Below are 24,633 nucleotides of genomic sequence, written 5' to 3'. Positions count from 1 at the left end.
CCCCGCCGCCCCCCCGCCCCCCCCCCCCGCGCCGCCCCCCCGCGCGCGCCCGGCCCCCCCCCGCCCCCCCCCCCCCCCCCCCGCCCCCCCCCCCCCCCCCCCCCCCGGGCGTCGGCGCCGTGGCGTGCGGCCCACCGGCCCCACGCCGCGCGCCGATCAGTGGATCATCACCGGGGTGCGGTCGCCGCCCTGCTCGTCGTCGAGCAGGTGGGACTTCTGCCGCCTGCGCGGCAGGAAGTAGGCCGGGACGAACGTCACCAGCATCAGCGCGAAGCCGACCCAGAAGGTGGTGCCGAACGAGTTGGCCACGTACTCCAGGCCCCGCTGGATGATTCCCGGGTCGACCGGGAACTGCTGGGCCAGGTCCGGGTTCTGCTTGACGGCGATCGCGAGGCCGGCCTCGGTGATCGGTTTGCCGCTGTTCGGGTCGACCATCCCGGGGATGGCCGGCGAGTTGTTCAGCTCCTTGGTCAGGATCACCGACATCATCGCCGATCCGACCGAGCCGGCGATCTGCTGGAGGATGTTCAGCAGCGTGGAGCCCCGGGCCACCTCGTGGTTCGTCAGCGTCTTCAGCGCGGACGTCATGACGGGCATCATCGTGCCGCCCATGCCCAGACCCATGACGAAGAGCGAACCGCACAGCACCCAGTACGAGGTGTCGGTGCCGACCTGCGTGAACGCGAAGAAGCCGGCCGCGATCAGCACCAGCGCGAACGGCACCGTCCGGCCGACCGGGTACTTGTCGGCCAGCATGCCGGCGATCGGCATGGTGACCATCGCGCCGATGCCCTGCGGCGCCATCAGCAGGCCGGCGTCGAGCGTCGACTCGCCGCGTACCTGCAGGAAGTAGCTCGGGAACAGCAGGCCGGCGCCCATGAACGCGACCATGAACACGGCCAGCGTCACGGCCGCGACCGTGAGGTTGCGGTCGCGCAGCAGGCGCAGGTCCAACAGCGGGTGCTTCGGCTTGAACGAGTAGAGGACGAAGCTGATGACCAGCAGCCCGCCGACCAGCATCGGCAGCCACACCTTGTTGTGGGCGAACGTGCCGGTCTCGGGCAGCGACGACACCCCGTACAGGAAGAGGGCCAGGCCCGGCGAGAGCATCAGCATGCCGACGATGTCGAACGACTCGGACGGCTCCGGGTTGTCCTTCGGCAGCGCCCACTGCGCGTAGGCCAGGGCGGCGGCGCCGATCGGCAGGTTGATCAGGAAGATCCAGTGCCAGCTGGCCACGTCGATCAGCCAGCCACCCAGGATCGGCCCGCCGATCGGGCCGAGCAGCATCGGGATGCCCAGCACGGCCATCAGCCGACCGATCCGGTCCGGGCCGGCCGCCCGCGTCATGATCGTCATGCCGAGCGGCATCAGCATGCCGCCGCCGAGACCCTGTAGCACCCGGTAGCCGATGAGCTGGCCGATCGAGTCGGCGGTGGCGCACAGGCCGGAGCCGAGCGTGAACAGCAGGAGCGCCGCCATGTAGAGCCGCTTCGTGCCGAACCGGTCGGCGGCCCAGCCGGTCAACGGGATCACCGTGGCCAGCGCCAGCGTGTAGCCCGTCATCGTCCAGGCGACCCGGGCGTACGACGCGTCGAATTCGGTCTGGAAGGTGGGCAGGGCGACGCTGACCACCGTCACGTCGAGGATCGACATGATCGCACCGAGGACCACGACCCCGGCGATCTTCAGAACGGCGGCGTCGAGCTTGGCCGGCGCCGCGGATGGACTACTCAAAGCGAATCTCCTGGTGAAACTTGCGAATGACGCCGGTCGGCCGCGCGCTACACCGCGCGCGGCCTCACGTCTGAGTCAGAAGTCAGGTGGGAAGGTCGCAGACGACCGCCCGTGCCCCCGGGCCCGCACGCCGTCTCCCCCCTCGCGCGCCTGGTCCGCCTGCGGACGCACGCCGCGACGGTAACAAGGCCGACGCCCAACTCACCGCCCTTTATTGGATCATCCGGCTGTGGTCACGGTCACTGATTCCGGGAGGTCGCCGGCCGCTACCGGTACGCGGGCGGCGCGTGACGGGGCCGGCCGGACCCGCGCCGTCACAGATTGTGGCGGCGCCACTCCGACTGGTCGTGTTCGGTGGCGAGCTGCTCCTCCAGAACCGTCTGGCGCACCTGGCGGCGAAGCGGATCACCGCTGCGCAGTCCACCGAGCACCAGCGCGACGCAGATCAGCGCCAGGAGCGCCAGGCTGATGGTCGCCGGCAACTTGCCCACGGCCACCGCACCGACGACGAACACCACGAGCGTGACCACCGGTGCCGGCCGTACCCGCCGGACGGCGCGCCACTCCAGGGCGAGTAGCGCCGTGAGGTAGATGATCACCCCGCCGAAGAGGGCGACGTCGTCCAGCCCGGCCGGCCGGGCGAGCCAGGGGTTGCCCTGCGCCCCGGCGATGGTGGTCAGGTACCGCTTGAGGCCCAGCGCGAACAGGATGACCCCCGCGATCAGGGGAAAGTGCAGGTAGGCGTACGCGCTTCGGGCCAGGACCAACCGCTGCGCGGCGTCCCGCGTGCGGTGCATCGTCTGCTCCAGCGCCGGAGCCAGGACATCGAAGTACATCCACCACAGCGCGGCGATGACGGTGACGCCGAGGACCGCCGCCACCACCACTGGCCAGGTCAACGGGAGGCCGATGGTCAACTGCGCCCCCGTGCCCAGCGCGATGATGGACTCGCCGAGCGCGATGAGCACGATGAGCGCGTACCGCTCCGCCCAGTGGCCGGCGGAGACCACCGTCAGGCCCGAGCCGCGTGCCCTCGGCCCCATGATGAACTCGACGCCTACCGCGGCCACCCACAGCCCGAGATGCAGCAAGCTCAGCCTCGACCAATCCGGCGCGGACGGCAGCAGGGCGGCGGCGAGGATCAGGGTGATGCTGATGATCACCGGCAGGCTCAGCCGCCACAGCGCGCCGCGCCGCTCCCGGCTGCGCGTCACCAGCGCGAACACCTGCAGTCCCCGGATGGCCAGATAGCTGCCCGCGAAGACCAACGGCCCCGGTGGGCCGCCCGGGCGGTCGGAGAACGCCTCGGGCAGCGCCAGCACCAGCACCAGCAGCGCGGCCACCGTCACCGCGCCGATCAGCGGGACCACTCCCTGGTCGGCCCGCAGGTAGTTGCCAAGCGCGGCGAAGCTGACCCAGCACCACCACAGCAGCGCCAGCGCCACCGCCCCGTAGAGCAGCGCGATCGGCTTCAGTTCTTCCGCCACCAGCGTGGTGACGTTGAGGAACGCGAACACGAACACCAGGTCGTAGAACAGTTCCAGCCGGGTGACCCGCGACCCGGGTGCGGCAGGCACGAACCGGCCGGGCTGGCGGACGGCGCTCATCCTGCCGAGTGTGGCAGCCGGACCGGAGGCCACGGGAAGGAACGAGGAATCCGGCCGCCAGGAGCGGGCGCCGCCGGTCTCGCCCAGGAGACGGCAGGCCCCTCCGCTGCTCACCGGCCGGGTGGGTTGCAACGGTCCGCGTCCATTTCGGAGATGCCCGCTGACCTGCCCGCTTTTGCCCCGGGATCAGGCAACGCAATCAACTGTCCGATAGCCGACATCGCTGCGACCGCCGCGGGCGTTTCGGCCGGTCGACGGCGCGGGCACTGTGGGTGATCTCAGTGGGCGGGCCTCCGTCCACCTGGCGATCTATGCCCGTTGATGGAAACCGCCTACGTTGCCTCCCAGAACGTACCGTCCTGGGAGGCAGCATGTCGGGACCGCTCGGCCCGCGCACCATCCGATCGAGGGTCTGGGCCGGTGCCCGACTGCGGTTCGGCGCGGCCCTCGCCGCACTCGTCCTGCTGCCGGCGCTCGCCGTCCGGGCGGACCTGCCGGACATGGTCCCGGCCTCGGTCTCCTGCGACTCGGTCGGCTACGCGTACGACGCCGCCGGGCAGTTGGCCGGCGTGCAGGACCAGGCTGGCCGGACCGCCCGGTACCGGTACGACCCGGCGGGCAACATCACCTCCGTCACCGGAGAGGGCAGCCCCGCACTCGCGCTGCTGTCGGTGGTGCCGGCCCGGGCGGCCGTCGGCGCCGAGGTCACCCTGGAGGGCGGCTGCTTCTCCACCGTGCCGGTCGAGAACACCGTCGCGTTCAACGGCGTCCCGGCCACGGTCACCGCGGCCGCCGGCCGGCGGCTGGTCGCCCGGGTTCCCGCCGGGGCGACCACCGGGCTGGTCACCGTCGCCGTCGGCGGGGCCACCGTGAGCAGCCCGCAGTCCTTCGTGGTCGTCGGACCGGACGAGTCCGCGCCGACCGTCAGCGGCGTCTCCCCGACCGTCGTCGCCCCCGGCGACACGGTCACCGTCACCGGCACCGGCTTCGCCGCCGAGGCGGCCGACAACGCCGTCACCCTCAACCGCACCCGGGCCTTCCCCTCGGCGGTCGCCGCCGGCAGCCTGACCGTCCAGGTGCCCACCGGCGCCGGCTCCGGCCGGATCGGGGTCCGCACCCGGCACGGCAGCGGCGACGCCGCCGCCGACGTCTTCGTCGCCCCCACCCCGTACGCCGTCGCCGACGTGGTGCACACCTCCCGGGTCGCGCTCGGCGGCACCGGGTCCGTGTCGATCCCGAGCGCCGGCGACGTCGCGCTGGTCGTGTTCGACCTGACCGAGGGGCAGCGGGCGAGCGTGCAGTTCGCCGACGGCACCTTCGGCTCCTGCGGCATCTCCACCGCGAAGGTCCTCGACCCGTTCGGGCGCACCGCGGCGTCGTCCGGGTGCGTGGGCGCCACCGGCTTCATCGACACGGTGACGGCCCGCACGGCGGGCACGTACACGCTGCTGCTGGCCGCGTCGAGCACTGCCACCGGCTCGGTCTCCGCGACCGTGCGGGAGGTGCCCGCCGACGCGGCGGCGGCCACCACGCCGGGCGGGGACCCGGTCACCGTCACCACCACCGTGCCCGGCCAGAACGCCGCCGTCACCTTCGCCGGCAGCACCGGCCAGCGGGTCTCGGTCAAGCTCAGCGGCGGCACGTACGGCACCTACAACGCCGCCGTCACGCTGCGCAAGCCGGGCGGCGGCACCGTCACCTCCAACGGATCCTGCGGCGCCGCCTGCTTCCTCGACACCGCCGTGCTGCCCACCGACGGCACGTACACCGTCGCGGTGGACCCGCAGTCCACCACCACCGGGGCGATCACCGTCCAGGTGTACGACGTGCCGGCCGACGCCGCCGTGGCGACCACTCCCGGCGGCCCCCAGGTCACCGCCACCACGACGGTGCCCGGCCAGAACAGCGTCGTCTCGTTCCCCGGCACGGCGGGCCAGCGGGTCCTGGTCCAGCTCACCGGCGGCACGTACGGGACGTACAACGCCTCGGCGGTGGTGCGCAAGCCGGACGGGTCGAACCTGACCGGCAGCGCGTACTGCGGCAGCTCGTGTCTGTTCGACACCACGGTGCTGCCGGTCGACGGGACGTACACCATCCTGGTCAACCCCGACACCAGCTACGTCGGGGCGGTCACCGCGCAGGTCCACGACGTGCCGGCGGACGCGACGGCGGGCACCGCACCTGGCTCCGCCCCGGTCACCGTGTCCACGGTCGTCGGGCAGAACGCGGTGGTCTCCTTCGCCGGCACGGCCGGGCAGCGGGTGTCGGTGCAGCTCAGCGGCGGCACGTACGGGACGTACAACGCCTCGGGGGTGATCCGTAAGCCGGATGGGTCGAGCCTGACCGGTAGTGCGTACTGCGGGGCGTCGTGTTTCTTCGACACGGTCGTGCTGCCGGTCGACGGCACGTACACCCTGCTGCTCAACCCGGACGGCGCCTACGTCGGCCAGGTCACCGCGCAGGTCCACCTGGTGCCGCCGGACGCGACGGCGACCGCGACCCCGGGCGGGGCCGCGGTCACCGTGGGCACCACGACGCCGGGGCAGAACGCGGTGGTCTCCTTCGCCGGCACGGCCGGGCAGCGGGTGTCGGTGCAGCTCAGCGGCGGCACGTACGGGACGTACAACGCCTCGGGGGTGATCCGTAAGCCGGATGGGTCGAGCCTGACCGGTAGTGCGTACTGCGGGGCGTCGTGTTTCTTCGACACGGTCGTGCTGCCGGTCGACGGCACGTACACCCTGCTGCTCAACCCCGACACCACCTACGTCGGCCAGGTCACCGCCCAGGTCAACGCCGTGCCCGCGGACGCCTCGGCGACCACCACGCCCGGCGGGGCCGCGGTCACCGTGACCACCACCGTGCCGGGGCAGAACGCCGTCGTCTCCTTCCCCGGCACCGCCGGGCAGGTCGTCTCGGTGACCCTGGCCAACGGCACCTTCGGCACCTACAACGCCGCCGTGACGGTGCGCGCCCCGGACGGCTCCACCGTGGTCAGCGAGAGCTACTGCGGCACGAGCTGCGCGTTCAACGCGGTCACCCTCCCGGCCACCGGCACGTACACCGTGTTCGTCAACCCGACCGGGACCGTCCTCGGCGCCGTCACCGCCAGGGTCTACGACCTGCCCAACGACGCGGTCGCCAACACCACCCCGGGCGGCGCGGCGGTGTCGGTGACCACCACCGTGCCCGGGCAGAACGCGGTGGTCTCCTTCCCCGCCACGGCCGGCCAGCGGGTCGCGGTGCAGCTCAGCGGCGGCACGTTCGGCGCCGCCGAGGCGACGGTGACGCTGCGCCGCCCCGACGGCACCACGATCGTGTCCCACACGACCTGCGGCACCTCCTGCCTCCTCGACACCCAGGCGCTCACCGTGGCCGGCACGTACACCGTCCTCGTCGACCCGAAGGGCACGGTCGTCGGCAGCATCACCGCGAAGGTGCACGACGTGCCCGCCGACGCGACGGCGGCCACCACCCCGGGCGGCGCGGCGGTGTCGGTGACCACCACCGTGCCCGGGCAGAACGCGGTGGTGTCGTTCCCGGGCACCACCGGGCAGCGGGTCGCGGTGCAGCTCAGCGGCGGCACGTTCGGCGCCGCCGAGGCGACGGTGACGCTGCGCCGCCCCGACGGCACCACGGTCACGTCGAACACCGCCTGCGGGACCTCGTGCTTCCTGGACAGCACCCTCCTGCCGGCGGACGGCACGTACACCCTGCTGGTCGACCCGAAGGCCACCGCCGTCGGCGCGCTCACCGCCCGGGTGTACGCCGTGCCGGCCGACGCCACGGCGGCCACCACCCCGGGCGGCGCGGCGGTGTCGGTGACCACCACCGTGCCCGGGCAGAACGCCGTGGTGTCGTTCCCCGGCACCGCCGGGCAGGTCGTCACCGTCAGCCTCTCCGCCGGCGCGTTCGGCGGGGGCAACGTGACCGTGACGCTGCGCGCGCCCAACGGCAGCGCCGTCACCAGCTCCTCGTCCTGCGCGACGAGCTGCTCGTTCAGCTCGGTGTCGCTGGCCACGGCCGGCACCTGGACCCTGCTGGTCGACCCGGTCGGGGTGGCCGTCGGCAGCCTGACCGCGCAGGTGTTCGACGTGCCCGTCGACGCCACCGTCAGCACCACCCCGGGCGGCGCACCGGTCACCGTCACCACCAGCGTCCCCGGGCAGAACGGCGTGGTCTCGTTCCCCGGAACGGCCGGGCAGCGGATCCTGGTCCAGGGCACCGGCGGCACGTACGGGACGTACAACGCGACGGCGATCGTGCGCAAGCCGGACGGAACGAACCTGACCAGCAGCGCGTACTGCGGGGCGTCCTGCCTGTTCGACGCGATGGTGCTGCCGGTCGCCGGCACGTACAGCCTCCTGCTCGACCCGGCGTCCACCTACACCGGCGCGCTCACGGTCCGGGTGTACGACGTGCCGGCCGACGCCACCGCCAGCACCACCCCGGGCGGGTCCGCCGCCACCCTCACCACCACCGTCCCCGGCCAGAACGCCGTGCTGTCGTTCACCGGGGCGCCGGGTCAGCGGATCGTGGTGCAGGGGACCGCCGGCACGTACGGGACGTACAACGCGACGGCGATCATCCGTAAGCCGGACGGGACGAACCTCGGCAGCAGCGCGTACTGCGGTGCGACGTGCTTCTTCGACGTCACGACGCTGCCGGTCGCCGGGACGTACACGATCCTGCTGAACCCCGACGCGGCCTACACCGGCGCGGTGACCCTGCGGGTGTACGACGTGCCGGCCGACGCGGCGGTCAGCGCCACCGTCGGCGGCCCGGCCGTGTCGGTGGCCACCACCGCCCCGGGCCAGAACGCGGTGCTGTCGTTCACGGGCACCGCCGGGCAGCGGATCTCGGTGGTGGGCAGCGCCGGCACCTATGGCACGTACAACGCGACGGCGATCATCCGTAAGCCGGACGGGACGAACCTCGGCAGCAGCGCGTACTGCGGTGCGACGTGCTTCTTCGACGTCACGACGCTGCCGGTCGCCGGGACATACACGATCCTGCTGAACCCCGACGGCATGTACACCGGCTCGGTCTCCCTGCGCCTGTACGACGTGCCGGCCGACGCCACCTCCGGCACGACGCCGGGCGGCAGCGCGGTCACCCTGACCACCACCGTCCCGGGCCAGAACGCGGTGCTGTCGTTCGCCGGCGCCGCCGGGCAGCGGATCTCGGTGGTGGGCAGCGCCGGCACCTATGGCACGTACAACGCGACGGCGATCATCCGTAAGCCGGACGGGACGAACCTCGGCAGCAGCGCGTACTGCGGTGCGACGTGCTTCTTCGACGTCACGACGCTGCCGGTCGCCGGGACGTACACGATCCTGCTGAACCCCGACGCGGCCTACACCGGCGCGGTGACCCTGCGGGTGCACGAGGTGCCGGCCGACGCCACCGCGGCCCTCACCCCGGGCGGCCCGGGGGCCACCCTGACCACCACCGTGCCCGGCCAGAACGCCACGCTCACCTTCCCCGGCACCGCCGGCCAGGTGGTCACCGTGGCCGTCACGGCCGGCACCTACGGCACGTACAACGCGACGGCGATCATCCGGAAGCCGGACGGGACGAACCTCGGCAGCAGTGTCTACTGCGGAGGCAGCTGCACCTTCACCTCGGTCACCCTGCCGGTGGCCGGCACCTACACCCTCTTCGTCGACCCGGCGTCGAGCACCGTCGGCGGCCTGACCGGCGAGGTGCGGCTGCCCGCCGCAGCCGCCGCCAAAAAGGCGTCGGCGAAGATCCCGGCCCGGCCCGTCGGCGACGTGACCGAAACCTGGACGCCGGACCGGTTCAACCTGGCCGGCGAGGACTGGGAGAGCCACCGCACCGGCGCGTACGGCAACCTCCAGCCGGCCCTGCGCGCCGAGCGGGGGGCGACCGCGCTCGCCGGGCAGGCCCTGCTGCTCAACGGCCGCCCGCTGGCCGACGTCACCCTCAAGGTGGGCCGGCGCAGCACCCGCACCGACGCCACCGGCCGGTTCCTGCTCACCGGGCTCACCGCCGGGCACCACGTCCTGGTCATCGACGGCGCGACGGCCGGCAGCCCCGGCCGCGCCTTCGGCCGCTTCGAGACCGGGGTGGACCTGCGGGCGGGGGAGACCGTCGAGCTGTCGTACCCGATCTGGATGACCCGGCTCGACACCGCGAACAGCGTCCGGTTCCCGTCGCCCACCAGGAAGCAGACGGTCATCACCACCCCGGCGATCCCCGGCTTCGAGGTGCGGCTGCCCAAGGGCAGCGTGATCCGCGACCGGGCCGGCAAGCGGGTCACCGAACTGTCCATCACCGCGCTGCCGGTGGACCAGCCGCCGTTCCCGCTTCCGGCCGGGGTACGCACCCCGGTCTACTTCACCGTGCAGCCCGGCGGTTCGGTGATCCTGCCGAAGGGCGCGCAGATCATCTACCCGAACACCCAGGGCCTGGCGCCGGGCAGCCGCCTGGACTTCTGGGACTACGACCCGGAGCGGGCGCCGTGCACCAGGGCGTCGGTGAAGTCGTACCCGAAGAAGCCCACCAAGGCGGCGAAGATCCCTGCCGTCTGCGCGGTGACCGGCGCGGAGGCGGGCTGGTACATCTACGGCCGCGGCACCGTCACCCCCGACGGCCGGCAGATCGTGCCCGACCCCGACGTGCGGGTCTGGGAGTTCACCGGCGCGATGTTCAACGGCAGCGGCAAGCGCCCCGCCGGCACCGGGCCCGGCGAGGACGGCGACTCCGGCGGCGACCCCGTCGACCTGGCCAGCGGCCTCTTCGTCGACGAGCACACCGACCTGACCGTGAACGACGTGCTGCCGATCTCGATCACCCGCACCTACCGGCAGAACGACACCCAGAACCGCGAGTTCGGCATCGGCGCGAACTTCACCTACGGCATCTTCGTCTTCTCCGAGCAGGAGTACACCGAGGCCGACCTGGTCCTCCCGGACAGCGGCAAGGTCCACATGGACCGGATCAGCCCCGGAACCGGCTGGACCGACGCGGTGTTCAAGGCCGTCGACACCACCGGCCCGTTCCGGGACGCCGTGATGAGCTGGAACGGCGACGGCTGGGACCTGGTCCGCACCGACGGCATGGTCTACGTCTTCGGCGAGAACACCCCGTTGCAGTCCATCCGGGACCGGCACGGCAACCAGATCACCCTGACCCGGTCCAGCGGCGGCCAGTCCGGCGACATCACCCAGGTCACCTCGCCCAACGGCCGCTGGATCAAACTCACCTACAGCGGCGGCCGGGTCACCCGGGCGCAGGACAACGCGGGCCGGGCCGTGCAGTACGGCTACGACGGCTCCGGCCGGCTGACCACGGTCACCTCGCCCGGCGGCCGGACCACCACGTACACCTACGACACCGCGCACCGGATGACCACGGTCACCGACGCCCGGGGGGTCACCTACCTGACCAACACCTACGACGCGGCCGGTCGGGTGGCCGCCCAGACCATGCCCGGCGGCGTCACCTACGGCTTCGAGTACACCACCGACACCGCCGGCAAGGTCGTGAAGACGGCCGTCACCGAGCCGGACGGAAGCGTCCGGGAGACCAGCTTCGACGCCGACCACCGGGTGGCCGCCGAGACCACCGCCGCCGGCACCGCCCAGGCGCGCACCTCCACCACCACCCGGGACCCGGCGACCCACCTACCGACCGCGCTGGTCGACCCGTACGGGCGGCGGACCACCCTGGGGTACGGCGCGAACGGGCAGCTCACCTCGCTCACCGCGCTCGCCGGCACCGCCGCCGCGCAGTCCGCCACGGTCACCTCCGGCGGCCCGTACCGGCAGCTCACCTCGGTCACCGACGACCAGGGCCGGACCACCCGGATGGGGTACGACGACACCGGCAACCTCACGGCGGCGACCGACGCCGCCGGCCGCACCCGCCGCTACGCCTACAACACCGCCGGCCAGGTCACCTCGTTCACCGACCCGCTCGGCAACACCACCCGCTACACCTACGAGCAGGGCGACCTCGTCGCGGTGACCGACCCGGTGGGCCGGACCACCCGCAGCTTCGTCGACGCCGTCGGCCGCCCCGTGGCGGTCACCGACCCGAGGGGCGTGCTGGAACACGTCCGCTACGACCCGGACAACCAGGTTCTCACCAGCACCGACGGCCTCGGCCGGGCCACCACCTTCGAGTACGACGGCAACGGCAACCTGACGAAGGTCACCGACGCCCGGGGCAACAGCACCACCGTCGCCTACGACAGCTCCGACCGCCCGGTCACCGTCACCGACCCGCTCGGCAAACAGGCCCAGCAGGCGTACGACGTGCTCGGCCGGGTCGTCTCCGCCACCGACCGGCGCGGCAAGACCACCGTCACCGGCTACGACGTGCTCGGCCGCACCACCTTCATCGGATACGGCAAGACCGCCGGACCGAGCTACGAGAGCACCAAGCAGTTCGGCTACGACGCCCTGGACCGGCTCACCACCATCAACGACTCGGCCGGCGGGCTGCTCACCCTCGGCTGGAACGACCTCGACCAGGTGGTGAGCGTGGCCGGCCCCACCGGCACCGTCGGCTACACCTACGACGCCGCCGGCCGGCGCTCCGGAATGACCGTGCCCGGCCAGCCGGCGGTCGCCTACGGCTACGACCAGACCGGCCTGATCGCGCAGATCACCCAGGGCGCCACCACCGCCACCTGGCACCGGGACGCCGCCGGCCGCACCGACCGGGTCGAGCAGGCCGGCATCACCACGAAGTACACGTACGACGCCGCGTCCCAGCTCACCGGGATGTTCTACGAGACCGCCGGCGCGGTGCCGATCGGCCACCTCGGCTACTCCTACGACGGCGCCGGGCGGGTGCGGGACCTGACCGGCAGCCTCGCCCAGGTCACCGTCCCGGGCACCGGCCCCTCGACCAGCTACGACGCCGCCAACCGGCTGACCAGCCGAGGCGACCGGACGTTCAGCTACGACGACGAGGGCAACCTGACCGGCGACGGCGTGCTCGGCTACACCTGGAACGCCCGGGGCGAGCTGGCCGGGGTCACCGGGCCGGGCCTGACCACCGCGTACGGCTACGACGCCGCCGGGCGGCTCGCCAGCCGCGCGGCCGGCGGGGCCACCACCGGATTCCTCTACGACGGCCCGAACCTGGTCCGCGAGCAGACCGGCGCGACCGCCGCCGACCGGCTCACCGCCGGGCTCGACCAGACGCTGGTCCGCAGCGACGCCGCCGGCCCCCGGGTGCCGATCACCGACGCGCTCGGCAGCGTGCTCGGCCTGGCCGACTCCGCGGGCACCCTGACCACCCGGTACGCCTACGACCCGTTCGGCGCGGTCACCGCCAGCGGCGCCGCCAGCGGCAACACCCAGCAGTTCACCGGCCGGGAACGCGACGCCGCCACCGGGCTGAACTACCACCGGGCCCGCTGGTACAGCCCCGAGACGGGCCGGTTCCTCAGCCAGGACCCGGCCGGCTTCGGCGGCGGCAGCGCCAACCTGTACACGTACGCCCTCAATGACCCGGTCAACCTGTCCGACCCCAACGGCGACTGCCCGATCTGCGTGCCGATCCTGATCGGGGCGCTGATCGGCGGCGCCTCCTCGGTCGGCATCGGGGCGGGCCTCGCGGCGCTGACCGGCCGCAAGTACAGCATGGGCGACGCCCTGAAGGACTTCGCGATCGGCGGCGCGCTGGGCGCGGTCAGCGGCGGCCTCGGGGCGTACCTGAAGGCCGGCAGTTCGGTGTGGAAGCTCAACCAGTTCGAGCGCGGCCTGGCCATCGAGGCGAAGCTCGGCGGCAACCTGCCGCGCAGCTTCCCGACCATCGACCGGTTCGCCAACGGCACCGCCACCAGCATCAAGAGCGTCGACCTGACCGCGAAGTCGTACCAGACCGCCGGTCAGCTCACCAGCCGGTTGCAGGGCTACGTGGACAAGGCGGCCGGCTTCGCCAAGAGCAACCCGGTCACCTGGGACGGCGTCACCATCAGACCGGGCCAGGTCGCCGCCCGGGAGCTGGAGATCGCCGTCCAACGCGGCGCGGCCACCAGCGCCCAGCAGAACGCGCTCAACCAGATAGTCCAGTACGGCGCCCAGAAGGGGGTGACCGTTCGGATCATCCCGATGAGATAGCCGGCGCTCCCGTGGGGACGTCCCGAAGGTACCCTGGGGCGTCCCCCTCCCCACCGAGGACACCGATGACCAGACTCGCCGCACTCGACCTGCGTAGAGGTCGACACGTCGCGCACTCATCCTCGCTGACCGGCGACGGCATGTGGATCGCCAACGGGGCCTTCGAGCTCCTCGACGAGCCGGCCGACGCCCTGCTGGGCGCGGCGGTGCGCCGGATGCTCGACGCCTCGCGCACCGGGGTGCCCACCCCCGACCTGCGGGGCGGGCCATCGCCGTTCGCGCCGGCCCTCGACGCGCTCGGCCTGCGCTCCTGGGCCACGTACGCCAAGGGCACCCGGCACGTCGACGTCGAGCAGGACGGCGCGACGGTGCTGGTGAGCCCGACCCGCAACGGCGGCGCCCGGGAGGGCTTCGTCGGGCTGACCGGGCAGGCGGTTCGGCTGACCGCGCCGGGCGACGAGGAACTCGGCGGGGCGCTGCGCGCCGCGCTCGACCGGTCGAGCTGAGGCGTGGGCGACCAACCCCGGCTGCACCGCCGGACGGTGCTGGCCGGCGGCGCCCTGGCCATGGCCGCGTCCGCGTTGGCGGCCTGCTCGGCCGGCGCCCGCACCCCGGACCGCCCGGCCGCGCCCGACCCGACGCAGGGGCTGCCCGACATCCAGTTCGACGTCGCCCGGTACAGCGCGCCGGAGCAGACCTCGCCCACCGGCGGGCCGATCGTGATGCCGCCGGTGCACACCGTCTACCTGACCGCCGCGCTGTCACGCGGCCCGGGCCGCGACGACCAGCGGGAACTGGCCCGGGTGCTCGCCGCCCTGGAATCCCGGTACCCGTTCGGCGCGGCCGGCCTGATGAGCTTCGTCTCCTACGGCCTGCCGTACTTCCGGCGGCTGCCGGGCGGCCTGGCCGGCGACCTGGTCGGCGCGCACCTGCCCCGGCTGCTCGCCGACCCGTCCCGGTCGGTGCTGGAGGAGGCGGAGCCGGGGCCGACCGACGTCCACCCGGACAACCCGGGGGTCGCCAAGCGGCGGTTCACCGTGCCGGTCCGCATCGAGCAGAACGACCTGCTGTTCACCTTCCGCAGCGACCGGGCCACGGTCATCCAGGACGTGCTGGCCTGGTTCGACGGCAGCGGCACGCTGGCCGGCCTCCCCACGCCCCCGCCGGCCTTCGCCGGGCTGCTCACCGTCACCTCCAGCCGGCACATGTTCACCCAGGCCGGCCTGCCCCGCTCGGTGGCCGAGCAGAACCGGCTGCCGTACGCCCGGTTCATCCAGCCCGACTCGCCGATGTGGATGGGCTTCTCCGATCAGCAGGTCAACGCCTCCGGTCCGCCGGCGATCTGCACCTTCGCCGGCCACCCCTCGGCCCGGCTGACCACCGCCCGCCCCGGCGACTACCTGGACAACGGGGGCATCCAGCACCTGTCGCACGTCATCCTCGACATGCTCCAGTTCTACGACATGGCCTCGCCGGACACCCCGCCCAGCGACAACGGCAACTTCACCAAGCGGGTGCAGTACATGTTCCATGCCCCGCCGGTGCACCCGGGCAACGCCGACCAGCTCACCGACGGCGGCGGCCCGTCCTTTCTGCCCGCCGACAACCGCGGTCCGGACTACGCCGAGCGCACCGCCCGGGGCGTCGGCCTGCCCCGGGGCGAACGCCGGATGGGGCACCTGTCCACCCTCCAGCGCAGCTCCCGGGCGCCCGACGGCACCCCGATGCACCTGCGGGTCGACGGCCCCGGCTTCGACGCCCTAGACGTGCCCGACGGCAGCAGCCAGCCGAAGCTGCACTTCAGCGTGTTCGTGCCGACCGCCGACTTCTTCGCCCGGATGCGGCGCAGCCAGGCGTCGGTGGACCTGGCACGCAAGCACCGGGTGACCGAGCAGGACAACGGCCTGGAACGTTTCCTGACCTGCACCCGCCGGCAGAACTTCCTGGTCCCGCCCCGCCGGCACCGGGCGTTCCCGCTCGCCGAGCTGGCCGGCGGGTAGATCACCCCGGCGCCGTGCCGGATGCTGAGCCGGGGTGCACGGCCGACTGTCGTGATCGTTTGCTGATTTGTGAGACGACACGCCGGGCGAGTTCTCCAAAATCAGCAGACGATCGTGAACTCCCTCCCCAGGGGGCGGGAACGCCGACGCTGACCTCATCGCCGCCGACCGGCGGGCAACACCGCATCGCCCCCTTTGCTCTGCTGCCCCCTGTGCAACGCTCGCGGAGCGTGACGGTTCTGCCGACCTCTCGTGGCCGGCACCCGACGTGAAGCGGCTGCGCGGTGCTGGTGCTGAGCGGCGGTGCTGGTTGCTGCGCGGCGATGCTGGGGCTGGCGGCGGTGCTGGTGTTGCGGTGGCGGCAGCAGAGCAAAGGGACGAGGTGGCATTACCCGCTGGGCACCCCGGCGGGGTGTCGACGGGACCAGGCGGGTGAGGTCCACGTTCGCGGGACTGCCCACCGTCCGGGTTGGGTGCGTTCACCGGTCTTCGGGCCGATCGTATTGACGTACGTGAAATTTCAGAGTGGCGCCTGGAAGGCGGTCTCCGGGTGCGCGGGCCCGCCCGGCAGCGATCCTGATCCGGGCCAGGTGCGGCACGAGCGGGCCGCCGGCTGGGGAGACTGTCGGGGCGCAGTCGTCCTGCCCTTGGTGGCCAGCTGTCGGCGCGCATGGCCCCCGATCTGGTGCGCCGCGGTGGCCGCGCCCCACCGGAAGCTGGGCGGGGTGTCCCGAGAGGGCGGAAGTCGGATCGATCGACAGTGTTGGTGATCGATGTCTTGACGGGGATGCAATCTCGCGGTGACACTCGCTGAGAGCGCTCTCCCATCGCGGTGCGGCCCCCGCGGCGCCACGGTCCTCTCGTCGTCCCCCAACGCGCGGCGTCCGCAGCCCTCTATCGACAGGCGGAGTCATGACATCTCGCGTCCCATCCGTGCGTCCGGCACCGGGCCTTCGGCCCGCCGGGCGGCGTACCCTCGTCGGGCTGGTGCTCGCGCTCGTCGCGGCGCTGGCACCGACCGGCGGGTCGCCGGTCCAGGCGGCGCCGGTGCTGCTCTCGCAGGGCCGGCCGGCGACTGCGTCGTCCACCGAGAACGCCGGCACGCCCGCGTCGGCGGCCGTCGACGGCAACACCGGCACCCGCTGGGCGAGCGCGTTCAGCGATCCCCAGTGGCTCCAGGTCGACCTGGGCGCCCGCGCCACCATCAGCCAGGTGACCCTGGTCTGGGAGGGCGCCTACGCCCGGGCGTTCCAGATCCAGACCTCCGACGACGGCAGCGCGTGGACCACCGTCGCAAGCACCACCACCGGCACCGGCGGCACCCAGAACCTGACCGTCACCGGGGCCGGCCGGTACGTGCGGATGCACGGCACCGCGCGGGCCACCGGCTACGGCTACTCGCTCTGGGAGCTCCAGGTGTACGGCGAGACCGGTGGCCCGACGCCCACCTGCGGCAGCGCCAACGCCGCGCAGGGCCGCCCGGCCACCGCCTCGTCCGTCGAGAACGCCGGCACCCCCGCGTCGGCGGCCGTCGACGGCAACACCGGCACCCGGTGGGCCAGCCTCGCGGCCGATCCCCAGTGGCTCCAGGTCGACCTCGGGTCCAGCCGGTCGATCTGCCGGGTCGTGCTGCGCTGGGAGGCCGCCCACGCCCGGGCGTTCCAGATCCAGACCTCCGCCGACGGCAGCGCGTGGAGCACCGCCTGGAGCACCACCACCGGATCCGGCGGCGTCCAGCCCTTCGACCTCACCGCGACCGGCCGATACCTGCGGGTGTACGGCACCGCGCGGGCCACCGGTCACGGCTACTCACTCTGGGAGCTGGAGGTGAACGTGACCGGAACCGACACCCCGCCGGTCGAGCCGACCGACCCGCGCAACCCGAACCTCGGCCCGAACACCTTCGTGTTCGACCCGGGCACGCCGACCGCCACCATCCAGAGCCGGCTGAACACCCTGTTCACCCAGCAGGAGACCAACCAGTTCGGCCCCCAGCGGTACGCGGTGCTGTTCAAGCCGGGCACCTACACCGCCGACGTCAACCTCGGCTTCTTCACCCAGGTCGCCGGCCTCGGCATGAGCCCCGACGACGTCAACCTCAACGGACACGTCCGGGTCGAGGCGTTCTGGATGGGCGGCAACGCCACCCAGAACTTCTGGCGCGCCGCCGAGAACCTGTCGGTGACCCTGCCGGCCGGCACCAGCGTCGAACGCTGGGCGGTGTCGCAGGCGGCCCCCTACCGCCGGATGCACCTGCGCGGCGCGCAGAACCAGATCCAGCTCTGGAACGGCGGCGACGGCTGGTCCAGCGGCGGGCTGATGGCCGACACGAAGATCGACGGCACGGTCGTCTCCGGTTCGCAACAGCAGTGGTACTCGCGCAACAGCGAGTTCGGGGCCTGGACCGGCTCGGTGTGGAACATGGTGTTCCAGGGCGTCACCGGCGCCCCGCCGCCGCACTTCCCCAACCCGTCGCACACCGTCATCGCGCAGACCCCCCAGGTGCGGGAGAAGCCCTTCCTGTACGTCGACGGCACCGGCGAGTACCGGGTCTTCGTGCCGGCCCTGCGCGCCAACTCGGCGGGCACCAGCTGGTACGGCAGGACCCCCGCCGGCTCGTCGCTGTCGCTCAGCGAGTTCTACGTCGTCCGCCCGGGCGCCAGCGCGGCCACCATCAACGCGGCGCTCGCCCAGGGTCGGCACCTGCTGTTCACCCCCGGCGTGCACCACGTCAGCGAGCCGATCCAGATCAACCGCGCCAACACCGTGGTCCTCGGCCTCGGCCTGGCCACCATCCAGCCCGACAACGGCACGGCCGCCATGCGGGTCGCCGACGTGGACGGGGTGAAGGTGGCCGGCGTGATGTTCGAGGCCGGCACGGTGAACTCGCCGGTGCTGATGGAGGTCGGCCCGGCCGGCTCGGCGGCCGGCCACGCCGCCAACCCGACCTCGCTGCACGACGTCTTCTTCCGCATCGGCGGGCCGGGTGTCGGCCGGGCCACCACCACGCTGACCGTCAACAGCGACAACGTCATCGGCGACCACATGTGGCTGTGGCGGGCCGACCACGGCGACGGGGTGGGCTGGGCGGCGAACACCGCCGACACCGGCCTGACCGTCAACGGCGACGACGTCACCATGTACGGGCTGTTCGTCGAGCACTACCAGAAGTACCAGACCGTCTGGAACGGCAACGGCGGGCGCACCTACTTCTACCAGAACGAGATGCCCTACGACCCGCCGAACCAGGGCGCCTGGATGAACGGCGCGTCCCGCGGGTACGCCGCGTACAAGGTGGCCGACGGGGTCACCAGCCACCAGGCGTGGGGGCTGGGCAGCTACTGCTACTTCAACGTCGACCCCTCGGTGGTCGCCGACCGGGCCGTCGAGGCCCCCACCAACCCGAACGTCCGGTTCACCAACATGGTCACCGTGTCGCTCGGTGGGGTCGGCACCATCAACCGGGTGATCAACAATGCCGGCGGCACGGCCAACGCCGGCAACCAGGTGGTCTACCTGACCACGAACCCGTAACCCGGCCGACGGCCACGGGCCCGGCCGGTGCCGTCGGCCGGGCCCGCGCCTCGGCGTCGCCGGTGCCCCTCATTCCTGCCCGGGGCCGCCCCACGCCGCCTCGACCAGGGCGGGGAGGACCAGGGCGGCCGGCCCGCGCAGGTTCACGGCGCAGACCGGATCCAGCGGCGTCCGGTGCGGGTTGACCTGGATCACCGGGGTGCCGAGGCGGGCCGCGACCTGGGGGATCTCGGCGGCGGGGTAGACCAGGCCGGAGGTGCCCACCGTCACCAGCAGGTCGCAGGAGGACGCGGCGTCGACTGCGGCGGCCAACGCCGCCTCCGGCAACGCCTCGCCGAACCACACCACGCCCGGCCGGACCGGCGCCCCGCAGCGCGGGCACCCGGGCGGTGGCACCCGCCGGCCGTTCGCCGGCTCGTCCGACGCCGCGTCCGGCAGCGGCGCCGGCCGGGCGCAGGCCGAGCAGCGGGGCGCGAACAGGCTGCCGTGCAGGTGCAGCGGCGCGGCCGAACCCGCGCGTTCGTGCAGGTCGTCGACGTTCTGGGTGATCAGGACGGGGTCCGGGACGCGGGCCTCGATCGCGGCCACCGCCAAGTGCCCCGCGTTCGGCCGGGCCGCCCGGACACCGTCGCGTCGCCACTCGTACCAGCCCCACACCAGCGCGGGGTCGTCGCGGAACGCCTGTGCCGTGGCGAGCTCCTGCGCGTCGAACCGTTCCCACAGCCCGGTGAGGGCGTCGCGGAAGGTCGGCACACCGCTCTCGGCCGAGATGCCCGCGCCGGTGAACACCACCACCCGGTGCGCCCGGCCCAGCAGCGCCGCGGCCTGTCGTACGTCGTGCCCCATGTCCTGCCTCTCTCCCGCGCGCGGGCCGACCGCGCGCCCGGACGAGTCTCACAGCGCCCCGTCCTCGTCGTACGGGCACCCCACCGCCGCCGGCGCGGTCCGGGCCGGCGCGACGTCAGGCCCGGCTGCGGACGAAGGTCTCCTCGCCCCACGACCCGTCGTCGTTGTCCTGGCGGATCACGAGCCGGTCGTCGGCGCACCGGTACGAGCCGTTCGTGTCCTCGGCGGTGGGCGTCACGTTCACCGCGCGGTCGTCGACGCGCAGCACCACGTCGCCGGTGTCGACGGAGTCGTGCTGGGTGTAGCGCCCGGCGTCGGCCGCCCAGCGGTAGGTCACCACTCCCCGGTGGACGCTGCGCACCGTGTGCCCGTTCAGCCTGCCCTCGGCGACGAAGAGGTCGTACAGTTCGGTCGCGCTGCCGTCGGCCCGGTACGCGATGGCGAAGCCGGTGTCCGGCCCGCTGGCCAGGTCGACGCCGGCGTCGCCGGTGAGGCCGGCCAGCGTGCCGAGCGGCGACCCGGCCTCGACGGTGAAGTGGTAGCGGCCGGCGGCGAGCCGCCAGACCCCGACCAGGCAGGGGTCGCGGGCGGCGGGCGCCGCCGGGGCCGGCCGGCCCCGGGCCACCGCGACCGTGCCGGCGGACGCGAGCAGCACGGCGACCGCGGTCACCACCCACCGCCGGTGCCGCCCGGCGGCGGCCAGCCCCGCCGCCACGGCCGCCCCGAGCGCGGCGGCGAGCACCGCCGCCACCGGGGCGACGACGAGGGCGTGGGTGAGGGCGCGGACGGCGTCGACTCCGTCCACGGCGGGAACGCAGCGGTCCGTGGTGCCGGCCACGCAGGACAGCACCACGCCGGCGGCCAGGATGGCCGGGACCATCAGCAGCCCCGCCGTGAGGGCGGCCAGCAGGGCGTGCGGCGGCGACAGGCGCCGGGTGGCCACCGCCGCGACAGCGACGGTCAGCTCGACGAACGTGACCGGCAGCAGGGTGTGGCTGTCGGCCAGGACCGCGGCGGTGGACGTGGCGAGGCCGGGGTCGCGCGCGGCGACGCCGACACCGAGGGGCACCAGCGGCAGCACCAGGGCGCCGACGGCTCCGCCGACGAGGCCCAGGCGCACCGCCCGCCGGGTGGCGTGGCGGGTGGCCAGGACCGGGAACAGCGCCGCGGCCAGCGGCAGGGCGAGCAGGTACGGCGCCTGGGCGGCGCCGATGCGGAAGAAGAAGCCGAGCAGGTCGAGCAGGACCAGCGGGGTGAGGGTGTCCGGGTGGCCCTCGCGCGCGGCGACGAGGCGCCACATGCTGAACTCGCCGTCGGTGGACCAGGCGTCCAGCACGAGCAGGGCCGCCACGTAGCCGGTACTGACCACCGTGGTGGCCAGCGTGGCGCCGGCCCAGGCCAGCCGGGTGCGGGACGCGTCCGACGGCGCAATGCGCCGCAGGTGCGCCCGCGCGCCGTCGGACACCCACCGGCCGAGCAGGGCGCCGCCGGCGATCCACAGCAGACCCAGGATCGCCTCGACCCACCAGGCCCGCCGGTCGCTGGTGTACGCCGCGGACCAGGCCAGCCGCCGACCGACGAGCAGGCCGCAGGCCAGCGCCACGCCGAACAGCCCGCCCGAGGCCGCCGGCGCGCCGGTGCGCCGCGCCCACCAGGCGGACCGCCACAACGCGCCGGTGGTGACCAGGGCGAGCGGCGCGCCGAGCAGCACGCCGGCGGCGAAGGCGCTGCCAAACGGCTCCGGACCGGACAGCGTGCGTGGCAGGTTGGACATCAGGTCCACCAGCGGCGGCGCGGCGATGCCGGCGGCCAGCCCGGCGCCGAGCGCCTCCACCGGGCGGGCGGCGTACCGGCGCCCGGGGTGGTCCAGGGCGTCCGCGCGGGCCCGGGCCAGCGGGTGGAACCGGAAGGCCGCGCCCAACCGGGCCCACCGGCCGGCCCGCCTGCGGTCGGCGGCGAGCAGCGCCCGGACGGCCCCGATGTCGTCGCCGGTGAGCCGGGCGTCGGCGGCGAACTCCCGGGCACGCAGCACCGACCACGCTGACACCTGCACGATCAGCGCGAACGCGGCCAGCCGCCAGGCGTCGCCGAGCAGGTCCCGGGCGGGAACCGACCCGACGTAGTTGACCGCGACCGGGACGAGCACGGCGAGCGGGAACGCCCACGCCTGGGCGATGGTCAGCCGGGTGAGGTGGACGTCGGCGTTGCGCACGTGGGCCAACTCGTGCAGGACGACGGCCCGGAACAGGTGCGGCGCCGTGCGGTGGGCGTGCATCAGCCCCAGGTCCAGCCGGACGTACCGGACGGGCCCCGCGCCGAAGGTGTTGCCACTGATCCGCGCCGACCGGGACACCACGAACGTCGGCGGGCGGCGCAGCCCCGCCTCCCGGACCAGCCCGGCCAGGTCGGACCGCAGCGTCTCGGTGCCGGGGGTCCGGTCGAGGCGGCGCAGGCCGCGCAGCCGGCACTCGCACCAGGGCGCGGCGAGGTAGACGACGGCGGCCACCGCCGCGAGCACGGCCAGCCCGATGAGCATCTGCCGGAGCAGGTCCGCGTCCAGGGTGCCCAGGCAGCGCTGCGTCGCCGCCAGGGACTCCTCGTTCACCGTCCCGGCGCGCATGTCGATCGGCGACGGGGCCCCGCGCAGCACCCCACTCAGGCACTCCGCCCGGGCGCGGGTGGCGTCGGCGTCGACGAGGACGGTCTGCCAGCCGAACATGCTCGTGCCCACGACCGCCGTCACCGCGGCGACGAACCGGCCGAGGGTGGTGGAGGGCAGCGGCGGCGCTCCCTCGCCGGCCCCGCCGCTGCCCTCAGTTGCCGTCGACATCCGGGGCGGTGTCGCCGAAGCGTTGGGCGAACGCGTCCCGCACCGCGTCGCGCAGCACCGCGACCTGGTCCTCGGTCAGCTCCCAGCGCGGATCCCGGGCGGCGGCGGTGACCGCCTCCTCGATGCGCAGGAGCTGGCCGGGCCCCAGCCGCACGGTGCCGGCCGGCGGGAGGCCGGCGGGGGACCGGCGGGCCCGCCAGCGCCGACCGAGGCCGCGCAGGCCGCCGCGGATCGCCTCCGTGGCCTGCTCCCGCAGCCCGTCGCGCAGTGCCTCCACCCCGATGCCGGTCAACACCAGCAGGTACGGCAGGAGCGGCTCGATGGTCCACTCGAAGCCCCCGCCGCCGGCCTCGCCGCCGCCCACCCGCACGAGCCGGGCCGGGTCGCGGCGCCAGTGGCCGGGGCGGCGCCGGTAGGCGGGCGCGAGGAACGCCAGCAGCGGCTCCTCGGCGGGGGCCACGGCCCGGACGGCCAGCCGGACCAGATCGTCCTCGATCTCGGCCGTCGGGGTGTGCGTGGACGTGGTCCGGGCCATCGTGCTCCTGCTCTCCGGCGGGTCTTCGCGGTCACCGTACGGGGGACGGCGGCAACTGGCGGTCGGCAACCGGACAGTCGCGCCGGCCGGCCGGGCGGTCTCGGGACCGGCTGTCGACCGATTTCCCGCCCGAGCCTCCGTCACCGGGGCCGCCACCGAGTCGGGACGCCCCTCCCGGAAATCGACTAGAGTCGCGGCCGAACAGGGCATCGGGGCGGGCCGGCGGATCGTCCCCGGCCCATGGGACGCGGTCGAACCCTGGACTGTGGACGGACACACGGGCGGACGGTTGATGGACATTCGGCTGCGCGGGCCGGTCGGGTGGCGGCGGGCGACGGCGGGAGCCGCGCTGGCCACCGCGGTCATCGTCGGCGTGGCCCCGGTGGCGGCGGCGGGCCCGCCCACCGTGCTGTCGACGGCCGCCGGCACCCCGGTGTGTCAGGTCCGCGACGGCCGGCTGAACGAGATCTCCGGGATGGCCGCCACCGGCGACGGTTTCGTGGTGGTCAACGACGGTGCCGACGAGGAGGCCCGGCGTCGGATCTTCTTCCTTGACGCCGACTGCGCGGTGGCGCGGACGGTGCGCTACCCGTCGCGTCCCCGCGACACCGAGGACCTGGGCGTCGGCGCGGACGGCACGGTCTGGGTGGCCGACGTCGGCGACAACGACCGCTCCCGCCGGACGGTCGCCCTGTGGCGGCTTCGGCCCGGCGGGAAACGCCCGGTGCTGTACCGCCTGGCGTACCCGGACGGTCCGCACGACGCGGAGGCCCTCCTGGTCGCCGGTGACGGGCGTCCGGTGATCGTGACCAAACAGGGCGGCGGCGCCGGCCTGTACCGCCCGGCCACGGCGCTGCGACCGGGCGCGACGGTGCCGCTGACCCGGGTCGGGCAGGTGCGGCTGCCGTCCACCAGGACCCGCAACCCGTTCTCCTTCGTCGGTCGGGCGGTGGTCACCGGCGGTGCGACCGCGCCGGACGGGCGTCGGGTGGTCCTGCGCACCTATGCCGACGCGTTCGAGTTCGATGTCTCCGGCGGCGACGTGGTCGCCGCCCTGACCACCGGCACGCCGCGGGTCGTCCCGCTGCCGGACGAGCCGCAGGGGGAGTCGGTCACCTACAGCCGTGACGGCCGATCCCTGCTCACCGTCTCCGAGACCGCGGGTCAGCCGCCCGGCACGCGGCCCACGATCCTGCGCTACGCGCTGACCCCGACGCCGGCCGCCACCCGGCCCCGGACCGACCCGACGCCGGCCGCCCCCCGGGGCGCCGACGCCCCCGACCGTGCCGACCACGGCGGTGCCATGTCTGCGGCCGTGGGGGCGGCGGTCGCGGCGCTGGTCCTGCTCGTCCTGGGGATGGCCAGGGCGAGGGGCGCAGGCCGCCGGGACAAGGGAAAGTGAGGCATTTCCGGTCCACAGCGGACCTTCGACGCGCGAGCCGCGCCC

Annotated in this window: 10 protein-coding genes; 5 read left to right on the top strand and 5 right to left on the bottom strand. The window is 73.9% G+C overall.

Features of this window, described 5'->3' with window-relative positions:
- Positions 1–156 precede the first annotated feature (156 nt).
- Positions 157–1,737, bottom strand: a complete 1,581-nt coding sequence (locus ACFYZF_RS26990; RefSeq protein ID WP_387025393.1) for a DHA2 family efflux MFS transporter permease subunit — start codon at positions 1,735–1,737, stop codon at positions 157–159.
- Between the two features lie 314 nt (positions 1,738–2,051).
- The gene (locus ACFYZF_RS26985) at positions 2,052–3,344 is read right to left on the bottom strand and encodes a low temperature requirement protein A (protein WP_387025391.1); all 1,293 of its coding nucleotides are present in this window, start codon (positions 3,342–3,344) and stop codon (positions 2,052–2,054) included.
- Between the two features lie 371 nt (positions 3,345–3,715).
- On the opposite strand from ACFYZF_RS26985, the gene ACFYZF_RS26980 reads away from it, so the two are divergent.
- From ACFYZF_RS26980 to ACFYZF_RS26965, 4 genes are all read left to right on the top strand, one after another.
- Complete coding sequence (locus ACFYZF_RS26980; protein WP_387025389.1) at positions 3,716–13,441, top strand: RHS repeat-associated core domain-containing protein; 9,726 nt, start codon at positions 3,716–3,718, stop codon at positions 13,439–13,441.
- Between the two features lie 65 nt (positions 13,442–13,506).
- A complete protein-coding gene (locus ACFYZF_RS26975; RefSeq protein ID WP_387025387.1) occupies positions 13,507–13,947 on the top strand; it encodes a hypothetical protein in 441 nt (146 codons plus the stop codon).
- 3 nt (positions 13,948–13,950) lie between these two features.
- Entirely contained in the window at positions 13,951–15,441 is a 1,491-nt protein-coding gene (locus ACFYZF_RS26970) for a hypothetical protein (protein ID WP_387025385.1), read from the top strand.
- 912 nt (positions 15,442–16,353) lie between these two features.
- A complete protein-coding gene (locus tag ACFYZF_RS26965) occupies positions 16,354–18,975 on the top strand; it encodes a discoidin domain-containing protein (protein ID WP_387025383.1) in 2,622 nt (873 codons plus the stop codon).
- A gap of 69 nt (positions 18,976–19,044) precedes the next feature.
- On the opposite strand, the gene ACFYZF_RS26960 is transcribed toward ACFYZF_RS26965, so the two are convergent.
- The 3 genes from ACFYZF_RS26960 to ACFYZF_RS26950 form a co-directional block, all read right to left on the bottom strand.
- Positions 19,045–19,821 (bottom strand): NAD-dependent deacetylase, encoded by a 777-nt coding sequence (locus tag ACFYZF_RS26960; RefSeq protein WP_387025381.1) that lies wholly within the window; start codon positions 19,819–19,821, stop codon positions 19,045–19,047.
- Between the two features lie 115 nt (positions 19,822–19,936).
- On the bottom strand, positions 19,937–22,651 hold the full coding sequence (locus tag ACFYZF_RS26955) for a M48 family metalloprotease (protein WP_387025379.1): 2,715 nt from the start codon (positions 22,649–22,651) through the stop codon (positions 19,937–19,939).
- A complete protein-coding gene (locus ACFYZF_RS26950; RefSeq protein WP_387025377.1) occupies positions 22,635–23,186 on the bottom strand; it encodes a hypothetical protein in 552 nt (183 codons plus the stop codon). The genes ACFYZF_RS26955 and ACFYZF_RS26950 overlap by 17 nt, the downstream gene beginning before the upstream one ends.
- 292 nt (positions 23,187–23,478) lie before the next feature.
- Here ACFYZF_RS26950 and ACFYZF_RS26945 point away from each other — a divergent pair, with 292 nt between their 5' ends.
- Positions 23,479–24,588 carry a hypothetical protein gene (locus ACFYZF_RS26945; protein WP_387025375.1) on the top strand — a complete coding sequence of 370 codons (1,110 nt, stop codon included), beginning with the start codon at positions 23,479–23,481 and terminating at the stop codon, positions 24,586–24,588.
- The last annotated feature ends 45 nt before the right edge of the window (positions 24,589–24,633 follow it).

The sequence above is a fragment of the Micromonospora sp. NPDC001898 genome, assembly GCF_042891255.1.
In the GTDB taxonomy this organism is placed as follows: domain Bacteria; phylum Actinomycetota; class Actinomycetes; order Mycobacteriales; family Micromonosporaceae; genus Micromonospora.
This window is presented reverse-complemented; position numbering and strand designations above follow the sequence as displayed.